General features: G+C 71.5%; 18 protein-coding genes. 10 read left to right on the forward strand and 8 right to left on the reverse strand.

Features of this window, described 5'->3' with window-relative positions; all coding sequences use genetic code 11:
* Positions 1-65: 65 nt before the first annotated feature.
* Genes pgl through tkt form a run of 5 tightly spaced genes read right to left on the reverse strand, consistent with a single transcriptional unit; the run spans position 66 to position 6,612 of the window.
* Positions 66-848, reverse strand: a complete 783-nt coding sequence (gene pgl, locus ACFYYN_RS11940; RefSeq protein WP_500545618.1) for a 6-phosphogluconolactonase — start codon at positions 846-848, stop codon at positions 66-68.
* The gene (opcA, locus tag ACFYYN_RS11945) at positions 845-1,849 is read right to left on the reverse strand and encodes a glucose-6-phosphate dehydrogenase assembly protein OpcA (RefSeq protein WP_499511231.1); all 1,005 of its coding nucleotides are present in this window, start codon (positions 1,847-1,849) and stop codon (positions 845-847) included. The genes pgl and opcA overlap by 4 nt, the downstream gene beginning before the upstream one ends.
* Positions 1,846-3,369, reverse strand: coding sequence for a glucose-6-phosphate dehydrogenase (zwf, locus tag ACFYYN_RS11950; RefSeq protein WP_500545619.1), 1,524 nt, complete (start codon positions 3,367-3,369; stop codon positions 1,846-1,848). The genes opcA and zwf overlap by 4 nt, the downstream gene beginning before the upstream one ends.
* 5 nt (positions 3,370-3,374) lie before the next feature.
* Complete coding sequence (gene tal, locus ACFYYN_RS11955; protein WP_500327240.1) at positions 3,375-4,493, reverse strand: transaldolase; 1,119 nt, start codon at positions 4,491-4,493, stop codon at positions 3,375-3,377.
* A 40-nt stretch (positions 4,494-4,533) separates the two neighbouring features.
* Positions 4,534-6,612 (reverse strand): transketolase, encoded by a 2,079-nt coding sequence (tkt, locus tag ACFYYN_RS11960; protein ID WP_500545620.1) that lies wholly within the window; start codon positions 6,610-6,612, stop codon positions 4,534-4,536.
* 347 nt (positions 6,613-6,959) lie between these two features.
* On the opposite strand from tkt, the gene ACFYYN_RS11965 reads away from it, so the two are divergent.
* From ACFYYN_RS11965 to ACFYYN_RS11980, 4 genes are all read left to right on the forward strand, one after another.
* Positions 6,960-7,904 carry a heme o synthase gene (locus ACFYYN_RS11965; protein WP_500327244.1) on the forward strand — a complete coding sequence of 315 codons (945 nt, stop codon included), beginning with the start codon at positions 6,960-6,962 and terminating at the stop codon, positions 7,902-7,904.
* A 24-nt stretch (positions 7,905-7,928) separates the two neighbouring features.
* Positions 7,929-8,291, forward strand: coding sequence for a hypothetical protein (locus ACFYYN_RS11970; protein WP_499511226.1), 363 nt, complete (start codon positions 7,929-7,931; stop codon positions 8,289-8,291).
* Between the two features lie 72 nt (positions 8,292-8,363).
* Entirely contained in the window at positions 8,364-9,716 is a 1,353-nt protein-coding gene (locus tag ACFYYN_RS11975) for a glutamine synthetase family protein (RefSeq protein ID WP_500545621.1), read from the forward strand.
* Positions 9,713-10,822 carry an amidohydrolase family protein gene (locus ACFYYN_RS11980; RefSeq protein WP_500545726.1) on the forward strand — a complete coding sequence of 370 codons (1,110 nt, stop codon included), beginning with the start codon at positions 9,713-9,715 and terminating at the stop codon, positions 10,820-10,822. Before ACFYYN_RS11975 ends, ACFYYN_RS11980 begins: the two co-directional genes overlap by 4 nt.
* A gap of 18 nt (positions 10,823-10,840) precedes the next feature.
* Here the strand turns inward: ACFYYN_RS11980 and ACFYYN_RS11985 are convergent, their stop codons facing one another.
* The 3 genes from ACFYYN_RS11985 to ACFYYN_RS11995 all read right to left on the reverse strand — a co-directional run bounded on the left by ACFYYN_RS11985 (position 10,841) and on the right by ACFYYN_RS11995 (position 13,672).
* Complete coding sequence (locus ACFYYN_RS11985) at positions 10,841-11,857, reverse strand: COX15/CtaA family protein (protein ID WP_500545622.1); 1,017 nt, start codon at positions 11,855-11,857, stop codon at positions 10,841-10,843.
* 115 nt (positions 11,858-11,972) lie between these two features.
* Complete coding sequence (locus tag ACFYYN_RS11990) at positions 11,973-12,689, reverse strand: ABC transporter permease (RefSeq protein ID WP_500545728.1); 717 nt, start codon at positions 12,687-12,689, stop codon at positions 11,973-11,975.
* 56 nt (positions 12,690-12,745) lie between these two features.
* Positions 12,746-13,672, reverse strand: coding sequence for an ABC transporter ATP-binding protein (locus tag ACFYYN_RS11995; RefSeq protein WP_500545623.1), 927 nt, complete (start codon positions 13,670-13,672; stop codon positions 12,746-12,748).
* Positions 13,673-13,901: 229 nt separating this feature from the next.
* Between ACFYYN_RS11995 and ACFYYN_RS12000 the strand changes: the two genes are divergently transcribed.
* The 6 genes from ACFYYN_RS12000 to ACFYYN_RS12025 all read left to right on the forward strand — a co-directional run bounded on the left by ACFYYN_RS12000 (position 13,902) and on the right by ACFYYN_RS12025 (position 19,781).
* Positions 13,902-14,651, forward strand: a complete 750-nt coding sequence (locus tag ACFYYN_RS12000; RefSeq protein WP_500327251.1) for a helix-turn-helix transcriptional regulator — start codon at positions 13,902-13,904, stop codon at positions 14,649-14,651.
* On the forward strand, positions 14,648-16,069 hold the full coding sequence (sufB, locus tag ACFYYN_RS12005; RefSeq protein ID WP_500545625.1) for a Fe-S cluster assembly protein SufB: 1,422 nt from the start codon (positions 14,648-14,650) through the stop codon (positions 16,067-16,069). The genes ACFYYN_RS12000 and sufB overlap by 4 nt, the downstream gene beginning before the upstream one ends.
* 182 nt (positions 16,070-16,251) lie before the next feature.
* Positions 16,252-17,427, forward strand: a complete 1,176-nt coding sequence (gene sufD / locus ACFYYN_RS12010) for a Fe-S cluster assembly protein SufD (RefSeq protein ID WP_500545626.1) — start codon at positions 16,252-16,254, stop codon at positions 17,425-17,427.
* Complete coding sequence (locus tag ACFYYN_RS12015) at positions 17,424-17,753, forward strand: non-heme iron oxygenase ferredoxin subunit (protein WP_396348051.1); 330 nt, start codon at positions 17,424-17,426, stop codon at positions 17,751-17,753. Before sufD ends, ACFYYN_RS12015 begins: the two co-directional genes overlap by 4 nt.
* A 7-nt stretch (positions 17,754-17,760) precedes the next feature.
* Complete coding sequence (gene sufC, locus ACFYYN_RS12020) at positions 17,761-18,525, forward strand: Fe-S cluster assembly ATPase SufC (RefSeq protein ID WP_500327254.1); 765 nt, start codon at positions 17,761-17,763, stop codon at positions 18,523-18,525.
* The gene (locus tag ACFYYN_RS12025) at positions 18,522-19,781 is read left to right on the forward strand and encodes a cysteine desulfurase (protein WP_500545627.1); all 1,260 of its coding nucleotides are present in this window, start codon (positions 18,522-18,524) and stop codon (positions 19,779-19,781) included. Before sufC ends, ACFYYN_RS12025 begins: the two co-directional genes overlap by 4 nt.
* Positions 19,782-19,786 lie beyond the last annotated feature (5 nt).

The following is a 19,786-nucleotide window of genomic DNA, read 5'->3' on the forward strand; positions in this document are numbered from 1 at the left end:
GACGCCGGGCGGGCTCCTCGGAGCCCGCCCGGCGTCCTGCGTCGCGTCCCGCGCCGGTCACCGCCTCACGGGGAGGACGGCGGGTACAACTGCGGGGGCAGCTTCGCGGCGGCCGTACGGTCCAGCAGCCACAGCGTGCGGGCCCGCCCATGGGCACCCGCCGCCGGGGCCTGGATCTCACCGGGCCCGGACAGGGCGATGGCCACGGCGCCCGCCTTGTCCTCGCCCGCCGCCAGCAGCCACACCTCGCGGGCGGCACGGATGGCGGGCAGGGTGAGCGAGATCCGGGTCGGCGGCGGCTTGGGGGAGCCGTGCACGCCCACGACCGTGCGCTCGGTCTCGCGGACCCCGGGGTGCCCGGGGAACAGCGAGGCCACGTGCGTGTCCGGCCCCACGCCGAGCATCAGCACGTCGAAGGAGGGCACCGGCCCGTGGTCCTCGGGACCGGCAGCCGACGCCAGTTCCTGGGCGTAGGCCTCGGCAGCGGCGTCCGCGTCGTTGCCGAGCGGCCCGTCCGAGGGCGGCATGGGATGGACCCGCGCCGGGTCGACCGGAACCGCGTCGAGCAGCGCCTCACGGGCCTGGGTCTCGTTGCGTTCCGGATCGCCCGAGGGCAGGAACCGCTCGTCGCCCCACCACAGGTCCAGCCGCGTCCAGTCCACCGCGTCCCTGGCCGGCGAGGCGGCCAGGGCGGCGAGCAGGGCGTTGCCGTTGCGTCCGCCGGTGAGCACCACCGAGGCGGAGCCGCGGGCGGCCTGGGCGTCCACGATCTTCGTGATCAGCCGGGCCGCCGCGGCCTGCGCCATCAGTTCCTTGTCCCGGTGGACCACCACCTGGGGGGCGGTCACGTGACGGCCGCCTTGTCCGAACCGCCGTTCTGGGCCGGCCCCGCCCCCGCGGCGGCCGGCTCGGCGGCGTCCTCGGCGCGCCCCAGCCGGTCCACGCCGAACTTGACCGCGGCCGCGTACGCCTCGTCGGGGTCGAGCCGGCGCAGCTCCTCGGCGATCAGGTCCGAGGTCGCCCGCCGCTGCAGTGCCACGTGCCGGTCCGGCTGGCCGGGGATGGCGAGCTCGGCCAGGGCGCCGGTCGGCCGGTCCAGGCAGATCTCGCCGTCCGCGGTCGCCAGCCGTACGGCGGTGATGCCGGGGCCGTCGGAGACCTTCCGCCTGACGGGCACACCGAGCCGCCGGGCGAGCCACAGCCCGAGCAGCTCCGTGCTCGGGTTGTACGCCTCGCCCTCGACGACGGCGCCCTTGACCGCTGCCTCCTTCTGGTCCAGGGCCGCGGCCAGCACGCTGCGCCACGGGGTGATCCGGGTCCAGGCGAGGTCGGTGTCGCCGGGGGTGTACGTCTCGGCGCGCAGTCCCAGTGCGGCGACCGGGTCCTCGGTGGCCGCCGCGTCGGTGATCCGGCGGGCCGCGAGCTGGCCCAGCAGGTCCTCGGCGGGGTTCGCCGGGGCGTCCTCGGGCCACCAGACGACGACGGGGGCGTCGGGCAGCAGCAGCGGCAGCACGACGCTCTCGGCGTGGTCGGCGAGTTCGCCGTGGAGGCGGAGCAGGACGGTCTCGCCGGTGCCGGACTCTCCGCCGACGCGCACCTCGGCGTCGAGGCGGGCGCTGCGCCGGTCGCGGGGGGAGCGGCCGGGGCGCTTGATGACGACCAGGATGCGCGAGGGGTGCTCGCGGGAGGCGTCGGAGGCGGCCTTGAGGGCGTCGTAGTGGTTGCCCTCGTCGGTGACGATGACGAGGGTCAGCACCATGCCGACGGCCGGACTGCCGATGGCCCTGCGCGCCTTGATCAGCGCCGAATTGATCTTGCTTGAGGTCGTCTCGGTCAGATCGATGTTCATGGCCGGCGCCAGCTCCTGCCGTCTCGTGCGAGCATCTCGTCCGCCGCCTTCGGACCCCAGGTGCCCGCGGTGTACTGCTCGGGCTTGCCGTGCCGGTCCCAGTACTCCTCGATCGGGTCGAGGATCCGCCAGGACTCCTCGACCTCCTGGTGCCGTGGGAAGAGGTTGGCGTCGCCGAGCAGGACGTCCAGGATCAGCCGTTCGTAGGCCTCCGGGCTGGACTCGGTGAAGGACTCGCCGTAGGCGAAGTCCATCGTCACGTCCCGGATCTCCATCGAGGTGCCCGGCACCTTCGAACCGAACCTGATCGTCACGCCCTCGTCCGGCTGGACCCGGATGACCAGGGCGTTCTGCCCGAGCTCCTCGGTCGCGGTGTTGTCGAACGGGGAGTGCGGGGCGCGCTGGAAGACGACCGCGATCTCGGTGACACGGCGGCCCAGGCGCTTGCCGGCGCGCAGGTAGAAGGGGACGCCGGCCCAGCGGCGGTTGTCGATGGCCAGCTTGATGGCGGCGTAGGTGTCGGTCTTGGACTTGGCGTCGATGCCGTCCTCCTCCAGGTACCCGAGCACCTCCTCCCCGCCCTGCCAGCCGTGCGCGTACTGCCCGCGCACCGTGTGCCTGCCGAGGTCCGCCGGCAGCTTGACCGCCTGCAGCACCTTGAGCTTCTCCTGCACCAGCGACTTGGCGTCGAAGGAGGCGGGCTCCTCCATGGCGGTCAGCGCGAGGAGTTGGAGCAGGTGGTTCTGGATGACGTCGCGCGCGGCGCCGATCCCGTCGTAGTAGCCCGCGCGGCCGCCGATGCCGATGTCCTCGGCCATCGTGATCTGCACGTGGTCGACGTAGGAACGGTTCCACAGCGGCTCGAACATCGTGTTGGCGAACCGCAGCGCCAGGATGTTCTGGACCGTCTCCTTGCCCAGGTAGTGGTCGATCCGGAAGACGTCCTGGGAGCGGAAGACCTGGTGGACGACCTGGTTGAGCTCCTGGGCGCTGGCCAGGTCGTGGCCGAAGGGCTTCTCGATGACGGCGCGTCGCCAGGATCCCTCGGGCGGGTCGGACAGCCCGTGCTTCTTCAGCTGCTGGACCACGGTCGGGAAGAACTTGGGCGGCACCGAGAGGTAGAAGGCGAAGTTGCCGCCGGTACCGCGGGCCTTGTCCAGTTCGTCGACCGTGCCGCGCAGCTTCTCGAAGGCCTGGTCGTCGTCGAAGTCGCCGGGGACGAACCGCATCCCCTCGGAGAGCTGCTGCCAGACCTCCTCGCGGAAGGGGGTGCGCGCGTGCTCCTTGACGGAGTCGTGGACGACCTGCGCGAAGTCCTCGTCCGCCCAGTCGCGGCGGGCGAAGCCGACGAGCGAGAAGCCCGGCGGCAGCAGCCCCCGGTTGGCGAGGTCGTACACGGCAGGCATCAGCTTTTTACGTGACAAATCGCCCGTGACGCCGAAGATCACCAGGCCCGACGGTCCCGCGATGCGCGGGAGCCGTCGGTCCGATGCGTCACGCAGCGGGTTGGCGCTGCTCAACGTGCTTACGCCTCCTTCGGCGCCAGGCGCTTGAGCTCGGCCTCGGTCGAGCCCAGCAGCTCGTTCCAGGACGCCGCGAACTTCTCGACGCCCTCGTCCTCCAGCAGCTGGACGACGTCGTCGTACGAGATGCCGAGCGCGGCGATCGCGTCCAGCTCGCCCTGGGACTGCTCGTACGTGCCGCGGATGGTGTCGCCGGTGACCTCACCGTGGTCGGCCACCGCGTCGAGCGTGGCCTCGGGCATGGTGTTGACGATGCCGGGGGCGACCAGCTCGGTCACGTACAGGGTGTCGGGGTAGGACGGGTCCTTCACGCCGGTGGAGGCCCACAGCGGACGCTGCTTGTGCGCGCCCTCGTGCTCCAGCGCCTGCCAGCGGTCGGAGGAGAAGACCTCCTCGTACGCCTGGTAGGCGAGCCGGGCGTTGGCGACGGCGGCCTTGCCCTTGAGGGACTTGGCCTCGTCGCTGCCCAGCTTCTCCAGGCGCTTGTCGATCTCGGTGTCCACCCGCGAGACGAAGAAGGAGGCCACCGAGCGGATCAGGGAGAGGTCCAGGCCCGCGGCCCGGGCCTTCTCCAGGCCCGCCAGGTAGGCGTCCATGACCTCGCGGTAGCGCTCCAGGGAGAAGATCAGCGTGACGTTGACGCTGATGCCCCGGCCGATCACCTCGGTGATGGCCGGCAGGCCCGCCTTGGTGGCCGGGATCTTGATCAGGGTGTTGGGCCGGTCAACCAGCCAGGCGAGCTGCTTGGCCTCGGCGATGGTGGCGGCGGTGTTGTGCGCCAGACGCGGGTCGACCTCGATGGACACCCGGCCGTCCTGGCCGCCGCTGGCGTCGTACAGCGGGCGCAGCACGTCGGCGGCGTCGCGTACGTCAGCGGTGGTGATCATGCGCAGGGCCTCGTCCACCGTCAGCTTCCGGGCGGCGAGGTCGGTGAGCTGCTGCTCGTAGCCGTCCCCGCTGGAGATCGCCTTCTGGAAGATCGAGGGGTTGGTGGTGACACCGACCACGTGGCTCTGGTCCATGAGCTCGGCCAGGTTGCCGGAGGTGATCCGCTTGCGGGACAGGTCGTCGAGCCAGATCGCCACGCCCTCGTCGGAGAGGCGCTTGAGTGCGTCTGTCATGGGTTCTGCATCTCCTCGGTACGTCGTATGGGTCCGTGCGTCAGCGTGCGGCGGCGGCGAGCGAGTCGCGCGCTGCGGCGGCCACGGCCTCCGCGGTCAGACCGAACTCGCGGTAGAGGACCTTGTAATCGGCGCTTGCCCCGAAGTGCTCCAGGGACACGATCCGGCCCGCGTCACCGACGAAGCGGTGCCAGGTCAGCCCGATTCCGGCCTCGACGGCGACCCGCGCCCGCACGTTCGGCGGGATGACGCTGTCGCGGTAGGCCTGGTCCTGCTCCTCGAACCACTCCACGGACGGCATGGAGACCACGCGCGCCGGGATGCCGTCGGCCTGCAGCTGCTCGCGGGCCTCGACGGCCAGCTGCACCTCGGAGCCGGTCGCGATCAGGATCACCTGAGGCTGGCCGCCCTCGGCGTCGAACAGCACGTACCCGCCCTTGGCCGCGTCCTCGTTCGCCGGGTAGGTCGGCACGTTCTGCCGGGTCAGCGCCACGCCGTGCGGGGCGGGCTTGGCCGTGTGGCGGCGCAGGATCTCCGCCCAGGCGATCGCCGTCTCGTTGGCGTCGGCCGGCCGGACGACGTTGAGGCCGGGGATGGCGCGCAGCGCTGCCAGGTGCTCGATCGGCTGGTGGGTCGGGCCGTCTTCGCCCAGGCCGATGGAGTCGTGCGTCCAGACGTAGGAGACCGGCAGCTTCATCAGCGCCGCCAGGCGGACCGCCGGGCGCATGTAGTCGGAGAACACCAGGAAGGTGCCGCCGTAGACGCGGGTGTTGCCGTGCAGCGCGATGCCGTTCATGGTCGAGCCCATGGCGTGCTCGCGGATGCCGAAGTGCACGGTGCGGCCGTACGGGTTCGCCTCCGGCAGCGGGTTGTCCGCCGGGAGGAACGAGGACGAGGCGTCGATGGTGGTGAGGTTCGAGCCCGCCAGGTCGGCGGAGCCGCCCCACAGCTCGGGGATCACGCCGCCCAGCGCCTTCAGCACCTCACCGGAGGCCTTGCGGGTGGCGACGTCCTTGCCCGCGGGGAACTCCGGGACGACGTCCTCCCAGCCGGCCGGGAGCTCGCCGGCGTGGATGCGGTCGAAGGTCCTGGCCCGCTCCGGGTTGGCGGAGCGCCACTCCTCGAACCGCTTGGTCCACTCCGCGTGGGCCTCGCGGCCGCGGTCGGCGACCTTGCGGGCGTGCGCCAGCACCTCGGGGACGACCTCGAAGTCCTGCTCGGGGTCGAAGCCCAGCACCTTCTTGGTGGCCGCGACCTCGGTGTCGCCCAGTGCCGAGCCGTGGGCGGCCTCGGTGTTCTGCGCGTTCGGGGCGGGCCAGGCGATGATCGTGCGGGCCGCGATGATCGAGGGGCGGTCGGTGACGGCCTTGGCCTTCGCGAAGGCGGCGTACAGGGCCTGGACGTCGAAGTCGCCCGAGGGGTCCTGCTCGATGCGCTGCACGTGCCAGCCGTAGGCCTCGTAGCGCTTCAGGACGTCCTCGGAGAAGGCGGTCGCGGTGTCGCCCTCGATCGAGATGTGGTTGTCGTCGTAGAGGGCGATCAGATTGCCCAGCTTCTGGTGCCCGGCCAGCGAGGACGCCTCGGCGGAGATGCCCTCCTCCAGGTCGCCGTCGGAGACGATCGCCCAGATGGTGTGGTCGAAGACCGACTCGCCCGGCGCCGCGTCCGGGTCGAACAGGCCGCGCTCGTAGCGGGCGGCCATCGCCATGCCCACCGCGTTGGCGACACCCTGGCCCAGCGGGCCGGTGGTGGTCTCCACACCCGTCGTGTGACCGTGCTCGGGGTGGCCGGGGGTGCGCGAGCCCCAGGTGCGGAAGGCCTTGAGGTCCTCCAGCTCCAGGCCGTACCCCGAAAGGAAGAGCTGCGTGTAAAGCGTCAGGGACGTGTGTCCCGGCGAGAGGACGAAGCGGTCGCGACCGGTCCACCCGGCGTCCGAGGGGTCGTGCCGCATCAGCTTCTGGAACAGCAGGTAGGCCGCGGGGGCGAGGCTCATCGCCGTACCCGGATGGCCGTTGCCGACCTTCTGCACGGCATCCATCGCCAGAACCCGGGCGGTGTCAACCGCACGCCTGTCAAGCTCGGTCCACTCCAGCTCGGTGGTGGTCGGCTCGGTGCTCACCTGAGAGGGCTCCTCTCCACATGTATTACGCCGGTGACGAAGTGCACACCGGGCGTTGCCGAGCCTACCCCTGCACGTACGTGCACCTATTCGAGTGCGGGCTCGACGCCTGCGGCAACCGATCCCCGGGCAGCCACATTCCCTCCCCGGCACCGGTGGTGTCACCAGCGTGCCCCGGTCAGCGTTTCTTCGCCTGTTGAACACAGAACACCTTCAGGTTGCGCCTCTCTTGCGCTATGGAGGCCAACACGTGCCACCCCCGAGCGCGGGTGGAGTATCCGCTACGTCTAAAGTGGCGTGGTACGCGCAAGCGGAGCCGCTTGCTGGACTTTTCCTCAGGGGTGTTCGTGACGGCCGTCGAATCCCGGCCCGCCGGAGCCATCGGATCGAGCCATCGCCACCGGCCGTTCGGTGCCCGTGTGATGGCGTTCGTGGCGCTGACCAAGCCGCGCATCATCGAGCTGCTGCTCATCACGACGGTTCCGGTGATGTTCCTTGCGGCGGGTGGTGTGCCCGACCTCTGGCTGGTCGCGACGACCATGATCGGCGGCTACATGTCGGCGGGCGGCGCGAACGCCCTCAACATGTACATCGACCGTGACATCGACGCGCTCATGCACCGTACGGAGCAGCGCCCGCTGGTGACCGGCATGGTCGCGCCGTGGGAGTGCCTGGTCTTCGGCATCACGCTTTCGGTGGTTTCCACCGCCTGGTTCTGGGTGCTCGTCAACCCGCTGTCGGCGGCGCTGTCCCTCACGGCCATCCTCTACTACGTCTTCGTCTACACCCTCGGCCTCAAGCGCCGCACCGCCCAGAACATCGTCTGGGGCGGCATCGCGGGCTGCATGCAGGTGCTCATCGGGTGGTCGGCGGTGCGGGACGAACTGGCCTGGGCGCCGTTCGTCCTCTTCCTCGTCCTCTTCTTCTGGACGCCGCCGCACTACTGGCCGCTGTCGATGAAGGTGAAGGACGACTACGCGCGCGTCGGCGTGCCCATGCTGCCGGTCGTGGCGGGCAACGTCGTGGTGGGCCGGCAGATCGTCATCTACAGCTGGGTGATGGTGCTGGTCTCGCTCACCCTGTGGTGGCCGCTCGGCGCGGCGGGCTGGTTCTACGCGGCCGCCGCCGTGCTGCTGGGCGCCTTCTGGCTGGTCGAGGCGCACGCCCTGTACGGGCGGGCGAAGGCCGGTGTGGTCGGCGCCAAGCTGAAGGAGATGCGGCTGTTCCACTGGTCGATCACCTACGCGACGCTGCTGTTCGTCGCCGTCGCCGTGGACCCCTTCCTGCGCTGATTACCGGCGGGTAGCATTCCCTTCATGGCAGAGACCCAGGAAGCAGTCACCCAGGCCGCGGACCGCCGGGCCGCGGCCCGTGCCGAGCGCCGCGCCGCCCGCCTGGCGAAGCAGATCACCGCGTTCGCCAAGAGCCACGGCGGCGGCGCCGAGGGCCAGATCGCGTACATCGGCGAGGTCGGCACCCGCATCGTGCTCGTCGGCGAGAACGGCGAGTGGGGCGACCTGGTGGCGCCCACGTACGACATCGCCCGCAGCGCCGTCGAGCGCTCCGGGATCACGGTGCACGAGTCCTTCGACGGCGACCTGGCGGCCAAGGTGCGCACCGGCCGCTACGAGTGGTCGCGGATGGCCGGGATCCAGATCGGCGGACGCGCCAACACCTGACGCCGGGCCCGCCCGTTAGGACCACCATGGAGTGGTCCGGTCGACCGGACGGGCCGGTACGAGGAGGCGTCGGTGGAGACCGAGGAACGGGACGAACGGCGGCTGACGGCCCGCCGGGAAGCGGCGCGGCTGTCCGCGGAGGGCGTGCGCGCCGTCGCCGTCAGCTGGGTCGACAACGCGGGCATCAGCAGGGCCAAGACCGTGCCGACCGCCCGGCTGCCGCACGCCGCGCACCGCGGGGTGGGCATGTCGCCGGTCTTCGACGTCTTCACCTCCGACGATGCCATCACCTCCTCCCCGCACATCGCCGGCCCCGACGGTGACCTGCGTCTCTTCCCCGACCTGGACCGCCTCACCGTGCTGGCCGCCCGCCCCGGCTGGGCCTGGGCCCCGGCCGACCGCTACGACCAGGACGGCCGCCCGCACCCTGCCTGCCAGCGGCTGTTCGCCCGGCGCATGACGGCGCGGGCCGCCGAGCGCGGCCTGGAGTTGCGGATGGGCTTCGAGACCGAATGGGTCGTGGTCAAGGACGACGGCAGCGGCGACTGGGCCTCCCGCGGCCCGGCCTACGGCCTGACGCGGGTGACCGAACTCTCGGACTACCTGCTCGACCTGCACGACGCGCTCGCCGCGCAGCGCATCGAGGTGCTGCAGGTGCACCCCGAGTACGCGCCCGGCCAGTTCGAGGTCTCCACCGCGCCCGCCGACCCGGTGCGCGCCGCCGACGAGGTCGTCCTCGTCCGCGAGACCGTACGCGCGGTCAGCGCCGCCCACGGCCTGCGCGCCTCCTTCGCCCCGGCCGTCGTCGCCGGGCAGGTGGGCAACGGCTGCCACCTGCACCTGAGCCTGCGCGAGCACGGGCACAACCTGCACCGCGACCCCAGCACCCCGTACGGCCTGGCGCCCGTCGCGAACACCTTCCTGGCGGCCGTGCTCGACGCCCTGCCCGCCCTCTGCGCCATCGGCGCCCCGTCCCCGGCCAGCTACCTGCGGCTCGTCCCCTCCCACTGGGCCGGCGTGCACCGCTGCTGGGGCGTGGAGAACCGCGAGGCGGCGCTGCGCCTGGTGCCGGGCGAGTCCGACGACCCCGACGGCGGCCACGCCGAGCTCAAGCCGTTCGACGCGGCGGCCAACCCCTATCTCCTGGTCGGCTCCGTCATCGCGGCGGGCCTGGCCGGCCTGCGCGACGGCGCGGGAACGCTGCCCCCTCCGGTCAGCGGCGATCCCGGCGAGCGCGGCGACCAGAAACGGCTGCCGACCTCGCTCAGCGAGGCCGTCTCGCACCTGGTGCGCAGCGGGACGCTGAAGGAGGCGCTGGGGGAGGCGCTGTTCGGCGCGGTGGTCGCGGTGCGGCGCGCCGAGTCCGAGGCACTGGCCGAGTACGGTCCCGCCGAGCTCGCGGAGGCCACCCGGTGGCGCTGGTGATCGAGCTGCCGCCGCTGGTCGACCACCACTGCCACGGCGTCGTCCGCGGCGAGCTCGGCATCGCGGCCTTCGAGGGGTACCTCACCGAGTCCGACGCGCCCGCGGCGCCCGGCACCACCTACTTCGACACCCAGACCGGCTTCGCCGTCCGCCGCTGGTGCCCGCCGCTGCTCGGCCTGGAGCCGCACTGCCCGCCGGCGAGCTACCTCGCACGGCGCCGTGAGCTCGGGTCGCACGAGACCACGCGCCGGCTGCTGCACGGCAGCGGCATCGGCACGTACGTCGTCGACACCGGACTGACGGGCGACCTGACGACGCCCGCGGAGCTGGCCGCGGCGGGTGGGGGAGCGCAGCGGGAGATCGTGCGGCTGGAACGGCTCGCCGAGGACGTCGCCGGGACCTGCGACTCGCCCGGGGCCCTGGTCGAGGGCATCGCCGAGGCGGTCCACGCCGCCGCGCGCACCGCCGCCGGCTTCAAGTCGATCGCCGCCTACCGCCACGGACTGGGCCTGGCCCCGGAGCCCCCGGCGCCCGGTGAGGTGCGGCACGCCGCCGGGGCGTGGCTGGACGCGCGCCGCGCCGGCGGCACCCGGCTCGACCACCCCGTCCTGCTGCGGCACCTGCTGTGGACGGCCGTCGCGACCGGGCTGCCGCTGCAACTGCACACCGGATTCGGCGACCCGGACCTGCGGCTCGACCACGCCGATCCGGCGCTGCTGACGGACTTCGCCCGGGCGACCGCGGGCACGGGGACCGACCTGGTGCTGCTGCACTGCTACCCGTACCACCGTCAGGCGGCCTACCTGGCGAACGTCTTCCCCCACGTGCACGCGGACGTGGGTCTGGCCCTCACCCATGTGGGGGCACGGGCGGGCGCGGTCCTCGCGGAGTTCCTGGAGCTGGCGCCGTTCGGGAAACTGCTGTTCTCCACGGACGCCTACGGGCTGCCCGAGCTGTACGTGACCGGCGCCGAGGTATTCCGCTGCGCGGTGCGCGACGTGCTGGGCGGCTGGGTCGCGGACGGTGCCTGGTCGGCGGCCGACGCCCGGCGCGTCGCGGCCATGGTGGCCGCGGACAACGCGCGCCGGCTGTACCGGCTCGGCTGACCGGGCGGCCGGTGGCGGCTAGGCGGCCGGCGCGGGCTCGGGGGCGGACGCGACGGCCTCGGTCACCGGCGCCTCCCCGGGCCCGGTCTCCGGGCGCTCGCGCATCGAGAGCAGCACCCGCAGCACCGCGATCCACACCAGCGTCGACCCGAGCATGTGGAGGGCCACCAGCACCTCGGGCAGCTTCGTGAAGTACTGGACGTAGCCGATGACGCCCTGCGCCAGCAGCACGACCAGCAGGTCCCGCACCCGGGCCCGCGGTCCCCCGGGGGCGTCGACGGCGCGCAGCACGAACCACAGCGCGATCGTCAGCCCGCACACCACCCACGCCAGGTCGGCGTGGAGCTGCGAGATGGTCTCCCACTTCACCGGGACGCGCGGCACATCGCTGCTGTCGCCCGCGTGCGGCCCCGCGCCCGTCACGAGCGTGCCGACCGCGATCAGTGCCGCGGAGGCGGCGACCAGCACCCACGCCAGCTGCCTGACCGGCTTGCCGACCAGGGGCCGCAGTCCCGCGTCGCCCTCGCCGGCCCGCTGCCACATCAGCAGCGCGACGGCGATCAGCGCGCTGGAGAGCAGGAAGTGCGCGGCGACGGTGTACGGGTTGAGACCGGTCAGGACGGTGATGCCGCCGAGTACGGCGTTGCCCATGACGACCCAGAACTGGGCCCAGCCCAGCCGGGTCAGCCCGCGCCGCCACGGCTCCGCGGCCCGCGCGGCGACGATCGCCCAGCCGACGGCCGCGCACAGCACGTAGGTCAGCATGCGGTTGGCGAACTCGATCGCCCCGTGCAGCCCCATGGCGCCGGTCGCGGTGAGGCTGTCGTCGGTGCACTTGGGCCAGGTCGGGCAGCCGAGACCCGAACCGGTCAGCCGGACGGCGCCGCCGGTCACCACGATGACGACGCTCATCACGAGCGCGGCCAGCGCGGCCCGCCGGACCGTCTCGGGGGACGGGGTCCAGCGCTGGGCGATGAAGGCCAGGGGGTTTCGCACGGCTTGGCCTGCTTGGCTGAGATTCGGCACGGCCACCATCGTAGGGGCCTCCTTGTGCATTCCTTCACGAGGGGGACGCCCAGGGGAGGGCACGGGGACACGAGCGGCGTCGACCAGCGGAAGGACGCCGGCTTCGCCCGCTACGGGGACCGCGTCATTCCCACCTGAACCAGCGCGCCGCCGCGCCGAGCCCCAGCACCGCCCACACGGCGAGGATCCCGAGGTCGCCCCAGGGCACGCCCGCGCCGTGCTGGAGGACGTCGCGCAGACCGTCCGACAGGGCCGAGATCGGCAGCAGTTCCAGGACGGAGCGCGCAGCGCCGGGGAACCTGTCGAGCGGCACGATCACCCCGCCGCCGACGAGCAGCAGCAGGAAGACCAGGTTCGCGGCGGCGAGCGTGGCCTCGGCGCGGAGCGTGCCGGCCATCAGCAGGCCGAGGCCCGAGAAGGCCGCCGTGCCCAGGGCGAGCAGCAGGAGCACCGAGAGCGGGTTGCCGTGCGGCGACCAGCCCAGGGCGAACGCGATCACGGTGAGCAGGACGACCTGCAGGATCTCGGTGACCAGCACGGAGCCGGTCTTGGCTGTCATCAGTGCCCAGCGCGGCAGCGGTGACGCGCCGAGCCGCTTCAGCACGCCGTAGCGCCGCTCGAAGCCGGTGGCGATGGCCTGGCCGGTGAAGGCGGTGGACATCACGGCCAGCGCGAGGATGCCGGGGGCCAGGAAGTCGACGGCCTTGCCGGCGCCGGTGTCGACGATGTCGACGGCGCTGAAGAGCACCAGCAGCAGCGTGGGGATGACGACGGTCAGCAGCAGCTGCTCGCCGTTGCGCAGCAGCATCCGGGTCTCCAGTGCCGTCTGCGCGCCGATCATCCGGGGCAGCGGGGCCGCGCCGGGGTCGGGGGTGAAGGTGCCGGTGGCGGTGGCGGTCACGAACGCAGCTCCTTGCCGGTGAGCTCCAGGAAGACGTCCTCCAGGGTGCGCCGCTCGACCGCGAGGCGGTCGGGCATCACGCCGTGCTGGGCGCACCAGGAGGTGACGGTGGCCAGCATCTGCGGATCGACCTTGCCCTCGATGCGGTAGCTGCCCGGGGTGAGCTCCACGGCGGCGGAGTCGGCGGGCAGTGCCTTGAGCAGCGAGGCGAGGTCCAGGCCCGGGCGGCCGTTGAAGCGCAGGGTGTTCTCCGCGCCGCCGCGGCACAGTTCCTCGGGGGTGCCGCTCGCTATCACGCGGCCCTTGTCGACGATCACGACGTCGTCCGCGAGCTGCTCGGCCTCGTCCATGAAGTGCGTGGTCAGGACGACGGTCACGCCGTCGGCGCGCAGCTCGCGGACCAGCTCCCAGGTGGCGCGGCGGGCCTGCGGGTCCAGTCCGGCCGTCGGCTCGTCCAGGAACACCAGCTCCGGGCGGCCCACGACGGCCATCGCGAGCGCCAGACGCTGCTGCTGGCCGCCGGAGAGCCGGCGGTACGGGGTACGGCCGCAGGACTCCAGGCCGAGCCGCTCGATCAGCAGGGCGGGGTCGAGGGGGTGGGCGTGCAGCTTGGCGGTGTGCCGCAGCATCTCCTCGGCGCGGGCACCGGCGTACACGCCGCCGGACTGCAGCATCACGCCGATCCGGGGCCGTAGCGCGGCGGTCTCCCGTACCGGGTCGAGCCCCAGCACGCGGACCCGGCCCCCGTCGGGACGGCGGTACCCCTCGCAGGTCTCGACGGTCGTGGTCTTGCCGGCTCCGTTGGGTCCGAGCACGGCGGCCACGGTGCCCCGGGCGACGGTCAGGTCGAGCCCGTCCACCGCGGTCTTGGGGCCGTATCGCTTGACCAGTCCGGTCACCTCGACCGCGGGGTCCATTCGCATGACGGGAAGTCTACGAACCCCCGGGGCGCGCTCCGCCGGGAGGGCGGCGCCCGATGGCGCCGCCGCCGGTCGCGGCGGGTGCGCGGGGGCCGGGTCCCGGCCACCGGTCCCGGGCACCGGCGAAGATCGTTTCCGCAGGTCAGGTTAGGTTTCCCTAAGTGACGCAGCAGACATCCGCCCGGGGGACCGCCGCTTGCCTCTCCGAGATGAATTACGCAACACTGGTCTTGTGAAAAACGTGTCCGAGGCTCAGGAGGAGCAGACGACCGGGGAGCGGAGCACCCGCAACCGGGTCGCCAGGTCCGTCCTGGTCCACGGGCCGTCGACCGCCGCCGACCTGGCGGAACGGCTCGGGCTGACCCAGGCGGCCGTACGTCGCCACCTGGACGCGCTCCTTGCCGAGGGCATGGTCGAGCCGCGTGAGAAGCGGGTCTACGGGAACCGCGGCCGCGGTCGCCCGGCCAAGGTGTTCGCGCTGACCGACTGCGGCCGCGACGCCTTCGACCAGGCCTACGACCAGCTCGCCGCCGACGCCCTGCGCTGGATCGCCGAGTCCGCCGGAGGCGGGGAGGAGGGCGACGCCGCGGTGTCCGCCTTCGCCCGCGCCCGGGTCGCCGCGCAGGCCGAGCGCTACCGGGCGGTCGTCGAGGCGGCCGACCCCGAGGAGCGCACGCAGGCGCTCGCCAAGGCCCTCAGCCAGGACGGGTACGCTGCCACCACGCGCGGCGCGCCCGCCTCCGCCGGGGAGCAGCTCTGCCAGCACCACTGCCCGGTGGCCCACATCGCCGAGCAGTTCCCGCAGCTGTGCGAGGCGGAGGCCGAGGTCTTCTCGCGCCTGCTCGGCACCCATGTACAACGGCTGGCGACCATCGCGCACGGAGACGGTGTCTGCACCACCTTCGTGCCGAAGACCGCGTCGCCGGCCGGAACCACCGCACCGACCAACACCGCAAGCAACGCCGGGAGGAACCCCGCATGACTGCCCCCCTGGAGACGGCTCACCCTGAACTCGAGGGTCTGGGCAACTACGAGTACGGCTGGGCCGACTCGGACGTAGCCGGTGCCGCCGCTCGTCGAGGTCTGAGCGAGGACGTCGTCCGCGACATCTCCGCGAAGAAGCACGAGCCCGAGTGGATGCTCAAGCTGCGTCTCAAGGGCCTGAAGCTCTTCGGGAAGAAGCCCATGCCCACCTGGGGCTCGGACCTGTCCGGCATCGACTTCGACAACATCAAGTACTTCGTGCGGTCCACGGAGAAGCAGGCGGAGTCCTGGGAGGACCTGCCCGAGGACATCAAGAACACCTACGACAAGCTGGGCATCCCCGAGGCGGAGAAGCAGCGGCTGGTCGCGGGAGTGGCCGCGCAGTACGAGTCGGAGGTCGTCTACCACCAGATCCGCGAGGACCTGGAGGAGCAGGGCGTCATCTTCCTGGACACCGACACGGCGCTGAAGGAGCACCCGGAGCTGTTCCAGGAGTACTTCGGCACGGTCATCCCGGCGGGTGACAACAAGTTCGCCTCCCTGAACACCGCGGTGTGGTCCGGCGGCTCCTTCATCTACGTGCCGAAGGGCGTGCACGTCGAGATCCCGCTGCAGGCCTACTTCCGGATCAACACCGAGAACATGGGCCAGTTCGAGCGGACGCTGATCATCGTCGACGAGGACGCCTACGTCCACTACGTCGAGGGCTGCACGGCGCCGATCTACAAGTCGGACTCCCTGCACAGCGCCGTGGTCGAGATCATCGTGAAGAAGGGCGGCCGTTGCCGCTACACGACGATCCAGAACTGGTCGAACAACGTGTACAACCTGGTCACCAAGCGCGCCGTGGCGTACGAGGGCGCGACCATGGAGTGGGTCGACGGCAACATCGGCTCCAAGGTGACCATGAAGTACCCGGCCGTCTACCTGATGGGCGAGCACGCCAAGGGCGAGACCCTGTCGATCGCCTTCGCCGGCGAGGGCCAGCACCAGGACGCCGGCGCCAAGATGGTGCACATGGCGCCGAACACCTCCTCCTCGATCGTCTCCAAGTCGGTGGCCCGCGGCGGTGGCCGCACCTCCTACCGCGGCCTGATCGAGATCGGAGAGGGCGCCGCCGGCTCCAAGTCGAACGTGCTGTGCGACGCGCTGCTGGTGGACACGATCTCCCGCTCGGACACCTACCCGTACGTGGACGTCCGCGAGGACGACGTGTCGATGGGCCACGAGGCGACCGTCTCCAAGGTCAGCGAGGACCAGCTCTTCTACCTCATGAGCCGCGGCCTGGAGGAGACCGAGGCGATGGCCACCATCGTCCGCGGCTTCGTGGAGCCGATCGCGCGCGAGCTGCCCATGGAGTACGCGCTGGAGCTCAACCGGCTGATCGAGCTGCAGATGGAGGGCGCGGTCGGCTGACGCCCGGCTGCTCCGTCCACCACGAACCGATGCCCCTGCAGGGCCGTGAGCGAGCCAAAGGGCGCGCCGCTTCCGAAAGTGACGAGACCAAGCGAGGAACGAGCGCAGTGTCGAGGAACGTCGGAAGCGGGCGCCCGGAGGCGAGCGAGCACACATAGGCAGAAAGAGGCAGTAAGACAGCCATGGCTGAAACCATCCCGGCCGCCGGTGCCACCACCGAAGGCGCCATCCAGGTCGGCCAGCCCCGGGACGCCCGGGTCAGCGCGCCCGCGTCCTACGACGTGGCCGACTTCCCCGTGCCGAACGGCCGCGAGGAGGAGTGGCGCTTCACCCCGCTGGAGCGGCTGCGCGGTCTGCACGACGGCACCGCCGTCGCGACCGGTGGCGGCGTCAAGGTCGAGGTGAACGCCCCCGCGGGCGTCACCGTCGAGACCGTCGGCCGGGACGACGCCCGGGTCGGCAAGGCGGGCAAGCCGGTGGACCGGGTCGCCGCCCAGGCGTACAGCTCCTTCGAGAAGGCGTCGGTCATCTCCGTCCCCAAGGACGCGGTGCTCACCGAGCCGGTGCGGATCTCGGTGCACGGCCAGGGCGGGGTCGCCTTCGGCCACCAGGTCGTCGAGGTCGGCGCCTTCGCCGAGGCGGTCGTGGTCATCGACCACACCGGTGACGCCGTCGTCGCGGCCAACGTCGAGTACCTGATCGGTGACGGCGCCAAGCTGACCGTCGTGTCGATCCAGGACTGGGACGACACCGCCGTGCACGCGGCCCAGCACACCGCGCTGGTCGGCCGCGACGCGACCTTCAAGTCCGTCGTGGTCACCTTCGGCGGCGACGTCGTGCGGCTGCACCCGCGGGTCGTCTACGGCGCCCCGGGCGGCGAGGCCGAGCTCTACGGCCTGTACTTCACCGACGAGGGCCAGCACCAGGAGCACCGCCTCTTCATCGACCACGACACCCCGCACTGCCGGTCCAACGTGGCGTACAAGGGCGCGCTGCAGGGCCGGGACGCGCACGCGGTGTGGATCGGCGACGTGCTCATCCGCGCCGAGGCCGAGGGCACCGACACCTACGAGCTCAACCGCAACCTGGTGCTCACCGACGGCGCCCGGGTCGACTCGGTGCCGAACCTGGAGATCGAGACCGGCGAGATCGTCGGCGCCGGTCACGCCTCGGCGACCGGCCGCTTCGAGGACGAGCAGCTGTTCTACCTGATGGCCCGCGGCATCCCGGCCGACGAGGCCCGCCGGCTGGTCGTCCGCGGCTTCTTCGCCGAGCTGATCCTGCAGATCGGCGTCGCCGACCTGCAGGAGCGCCTGCTGGAGAAGATCGACGCGGAACTGGAGGCGTCCGTCGTATGACCGCCGCCGAAGGTTTCGTCCGCGCCTGCGCGCTGAGCGAGCTCGAGGAGGACACGCCCAAGCGTGTCGAGCTCGGTGGCGTTCCGGTGTCGGTCGTGCTCACCGAGGGCGAGGTGTTCGCGATCAACGACATCTGCTCGCACGCGAACGTCTCCCTGTCCGAGGGCGAGGTGGAGGACTGCCAGATCGAGTGCTGGCTGCACGGCTCCTCCTTCGACCTGCGGACCGGCAAGCCGTCCGGGCTGCCCGCGACGCGGCCCGTCCCCGTATACCCCGTTCAGATCCAAGGGGACGATGTGCTCGTCTCCGTCACCCAGGAGTCCTGAGACACCCATGGCAACGCTTGAGATCCACGACCTGCACGTCTCCGTCGAGGCCGAGGGCGGTCCGCGGGAGATCCTCCGCGGTGTCGACCTGACCGTGAAGCAGGGCGAGACCCACGCCATCATGGGCCCGAACGGCTCCGGCAAGTCGACCCTGGCCTACTCGCTCGCCGGGCACCCGAAGTACACCATCACCGGTGGCACCGTGACCCTGGACGGCGAGGACGTGCTGGCCATGTCCGTCGACGAGCGGGCCCGGGCGGGCGTCTTCCTGGCCATGCAGTACCCGGTCGAGGTCCCCGGCGTCTCCGTCTCCAACTTCCTGCGCACCTCGGCCACCGCCATCCGCGGCGAGGCCCCGAAGCTGCGCACCTGGGTGAAGGAGGTCAAGGAGGCCATGGAGCGCCTGCACATGGACCCCTCCTTCGCCGAGCGCAACGTCAACGAGGGCTTCTCCGGCGGTGAGAAGAAGCGCCACGAGATCCTCCAGCTCGAACTGCTCAAGCCCAAGATCGCGATCCTCGACGAGACCGACTCGGGCCTGGACGTCGACGCGCTGCGCATCGTCTCCGAGGGCGTCAACCGGGTGCGCGAGAGCGGTGAGGTCGGCACCCTGCTGATCACCCACTACACGCGCATCCTGCGCTACATCAAGCCCGACCACGTCCACGTCTTCGCCGCGGGGCGGATCGCCGAGTCCGGCGGCCCGGAGCTGGCGGACAAGCTGGAGGCCGAGGGCTACGAGGCCTATGTGAAGGGAGGCGCGTCCGCATGACAGTGCAGCTGCCGGGCCTGCTGGACACCGAGGCGATCCGCAAGGACTTCCCGGTGCTGGACCGGCTGGTCCACGACGGGAAGAAGCTCGTCTACCTGGACAACGCAGCGACCTCGCAGAAGCCGCGCCAGGTCATCGACGCCCTCAGCGAGTACTACGAGCGCTACAACGCCAACGTCCACCGCGGTGTGCACACGCTCGCCGAGGAGGCCACGGCGCTGTACGAGGGCGCCCGTGACAAGGTCGCCGCGTTCGTCAACGCCCCGAGCCGCGACGAGGTGATATTCACCAAGAACGCCTCGGAGTCGCTGAACCTGGTCGCCAACATGCTGGGCTGGGCCGACGAGCCCTACCGCGTGGACAGCGAGACCGAGATCGTCATCACGGAGATGGAGCACCACTCCAACATCGTCCCGTGGCAGCTGCTCTCGCAGCGCACCGGCGCGAAGCTGAAGTGGTTCGGCCTGACCGACGACGGCCGGCTCGACCTGAGCGACATCGAGCAGGTCATCACCGAGAAGACGAAGATCGTCTCCTTCACGCTCGTCTCCAACATCCTGGGCACGGTCAACCCGGTCGAGGCCATCGTGCGCCGCGCCCAGGAGGTCGGCGCCCTGGTGCTGATCGACGCCTCGCAGGCCGCGCCGCACATGGTGCTGGACGTGCAGGCGCTGCAGGCCGACTTCGTGGCCTTCACCGGCCACAAGATGCTCGGCCCGACCGGCATCGGCGTGCTGTGGGGCCGCCAGGAGCTGCTGGAGGACCTCCCGCCGTTCCTGGGCGGCGGCGAGATGATCGAGACCGTCTCGATGCACGAGTCGACGTACGCGCCCGCGCCGCACAAGTTCGAGGCGGGTACGCCCCCGATCGCCCAGGCCGTCGGTCTCGGCGCGGCCGTGGACTACCTGAGCGCCATCGGCATGGACAAGATCGCCGCGCACGAGCACGCGATCACCGACTACGCGCTGAAGCGGCTGAAGGAGGTGCCCGAGCTGAAGATCATCGGACCGGACACCCCCGAGGGCCGCGGCTCCGCGATCTCCTTCACCCTGGGCGACATCCACCCGCACGACGTGGGCCAGGTCCTGGACGAGCAGGGCATCGCCGTGCGCGTCGGCCACCACTGCGCGCGGCCGGTCTGCCTGCGGTACGGAATTCCCGCGACCACACGAGCGTCGTTCTATCTGTACTCCACTCCGGCCGAGGTCGACGCCTTGGTCGAGGGCCTGGAGCACGTACGGAACTTCTTCGGCTGAGGGAC

Origin of the sequence: Streptomyces sp. NPDC001902, from assembly GCF_042891295.1 — a bacterium.
Taxonomy (GTDB): domain Bacteria; phylum Actinomycetota; class Actinomycetes; order Streptomycetales; family Streptomycetaceae; genus Actinacidiphila.

Bases quoted from the DNA above. Each gene is read 5' to 3' on its own strand.
- ACFYYN_RS11970 (WP_499511226.1), top strand. From the start codon at position 7,929: ATGGCAGAGACCCAGGAAGCAGTCACCCAGGCCGCGGACCGCCGGGCC.
- sufD (WP_500545626.1), top strand. From the start codon at position 16,252: ATGGCTGAAACCATCCCGGCCGCCGGTGCCACCACCGAAGGCGCCATC.
- opcA (WP_499511231.1), bottom strand. From the start codon at position 1,849: ATGAACATCGATCTGACCGAGACGACCTCAAGCAAGATCAATTCGGCG.
- sufB (WP_500545625.1), top strand. From the start codon at position 14,648: ATGACTGCCCCCCTGGAGACGGCTCACCCTGAACTCGAGGGTCTGGGC.
- ACFYYN_RS11990 (WP_500545728.1), bottom strand. From the start codon at position 12,689: ATGATCGGCGCGCAGACGGCACTGGAGACCCGGATGCTGCTGCGCAAC.
- ACFYYN_RS12015 (WP_396348051.1), top strand. From the start codon at position 17,424: ATGACCGCCGCCGAAGGTTTCGTCCGCGCCTGCGCGCTGAGCGAGCTC.
- ACFYYN_RS11995 (WP_500545623.1), bottom strand. From the start codon at position 13,672: ATGCGAATGGACCCCGCGGTCGAGGTGACCGGACTGGTCAAGCGATAC.
- tal (WP_500327240.1), bottom strand. From the start codon at position 4,493: ATGACAGACGCACTCAAGCGCCTCTCCGACGAGGGCGTGGCGATCTGG.
- ACFYYN_RS12025 (WP_500545627.1), top strand. From the start codon at position 18,522: ATGACAGTGCAGCTGCCGGGCCTGCTGGACACCGAGGCGATCCGCAAG.
- ACFYYN_RS11985 (WP_500545622.1), bottom strand. From the start codon at position 11,857: ATGGTGGCCGTGCCGAATCTCAGCCAAGCAGGCCAAGCCGTGCGAAAC.
- sufC (WP_500327254.1), top strand. From the start codon at position 17,761: ATGGCAACGCTTGAGATCCACGACCTGCACGTCTCCGTCGAGGCCGAG.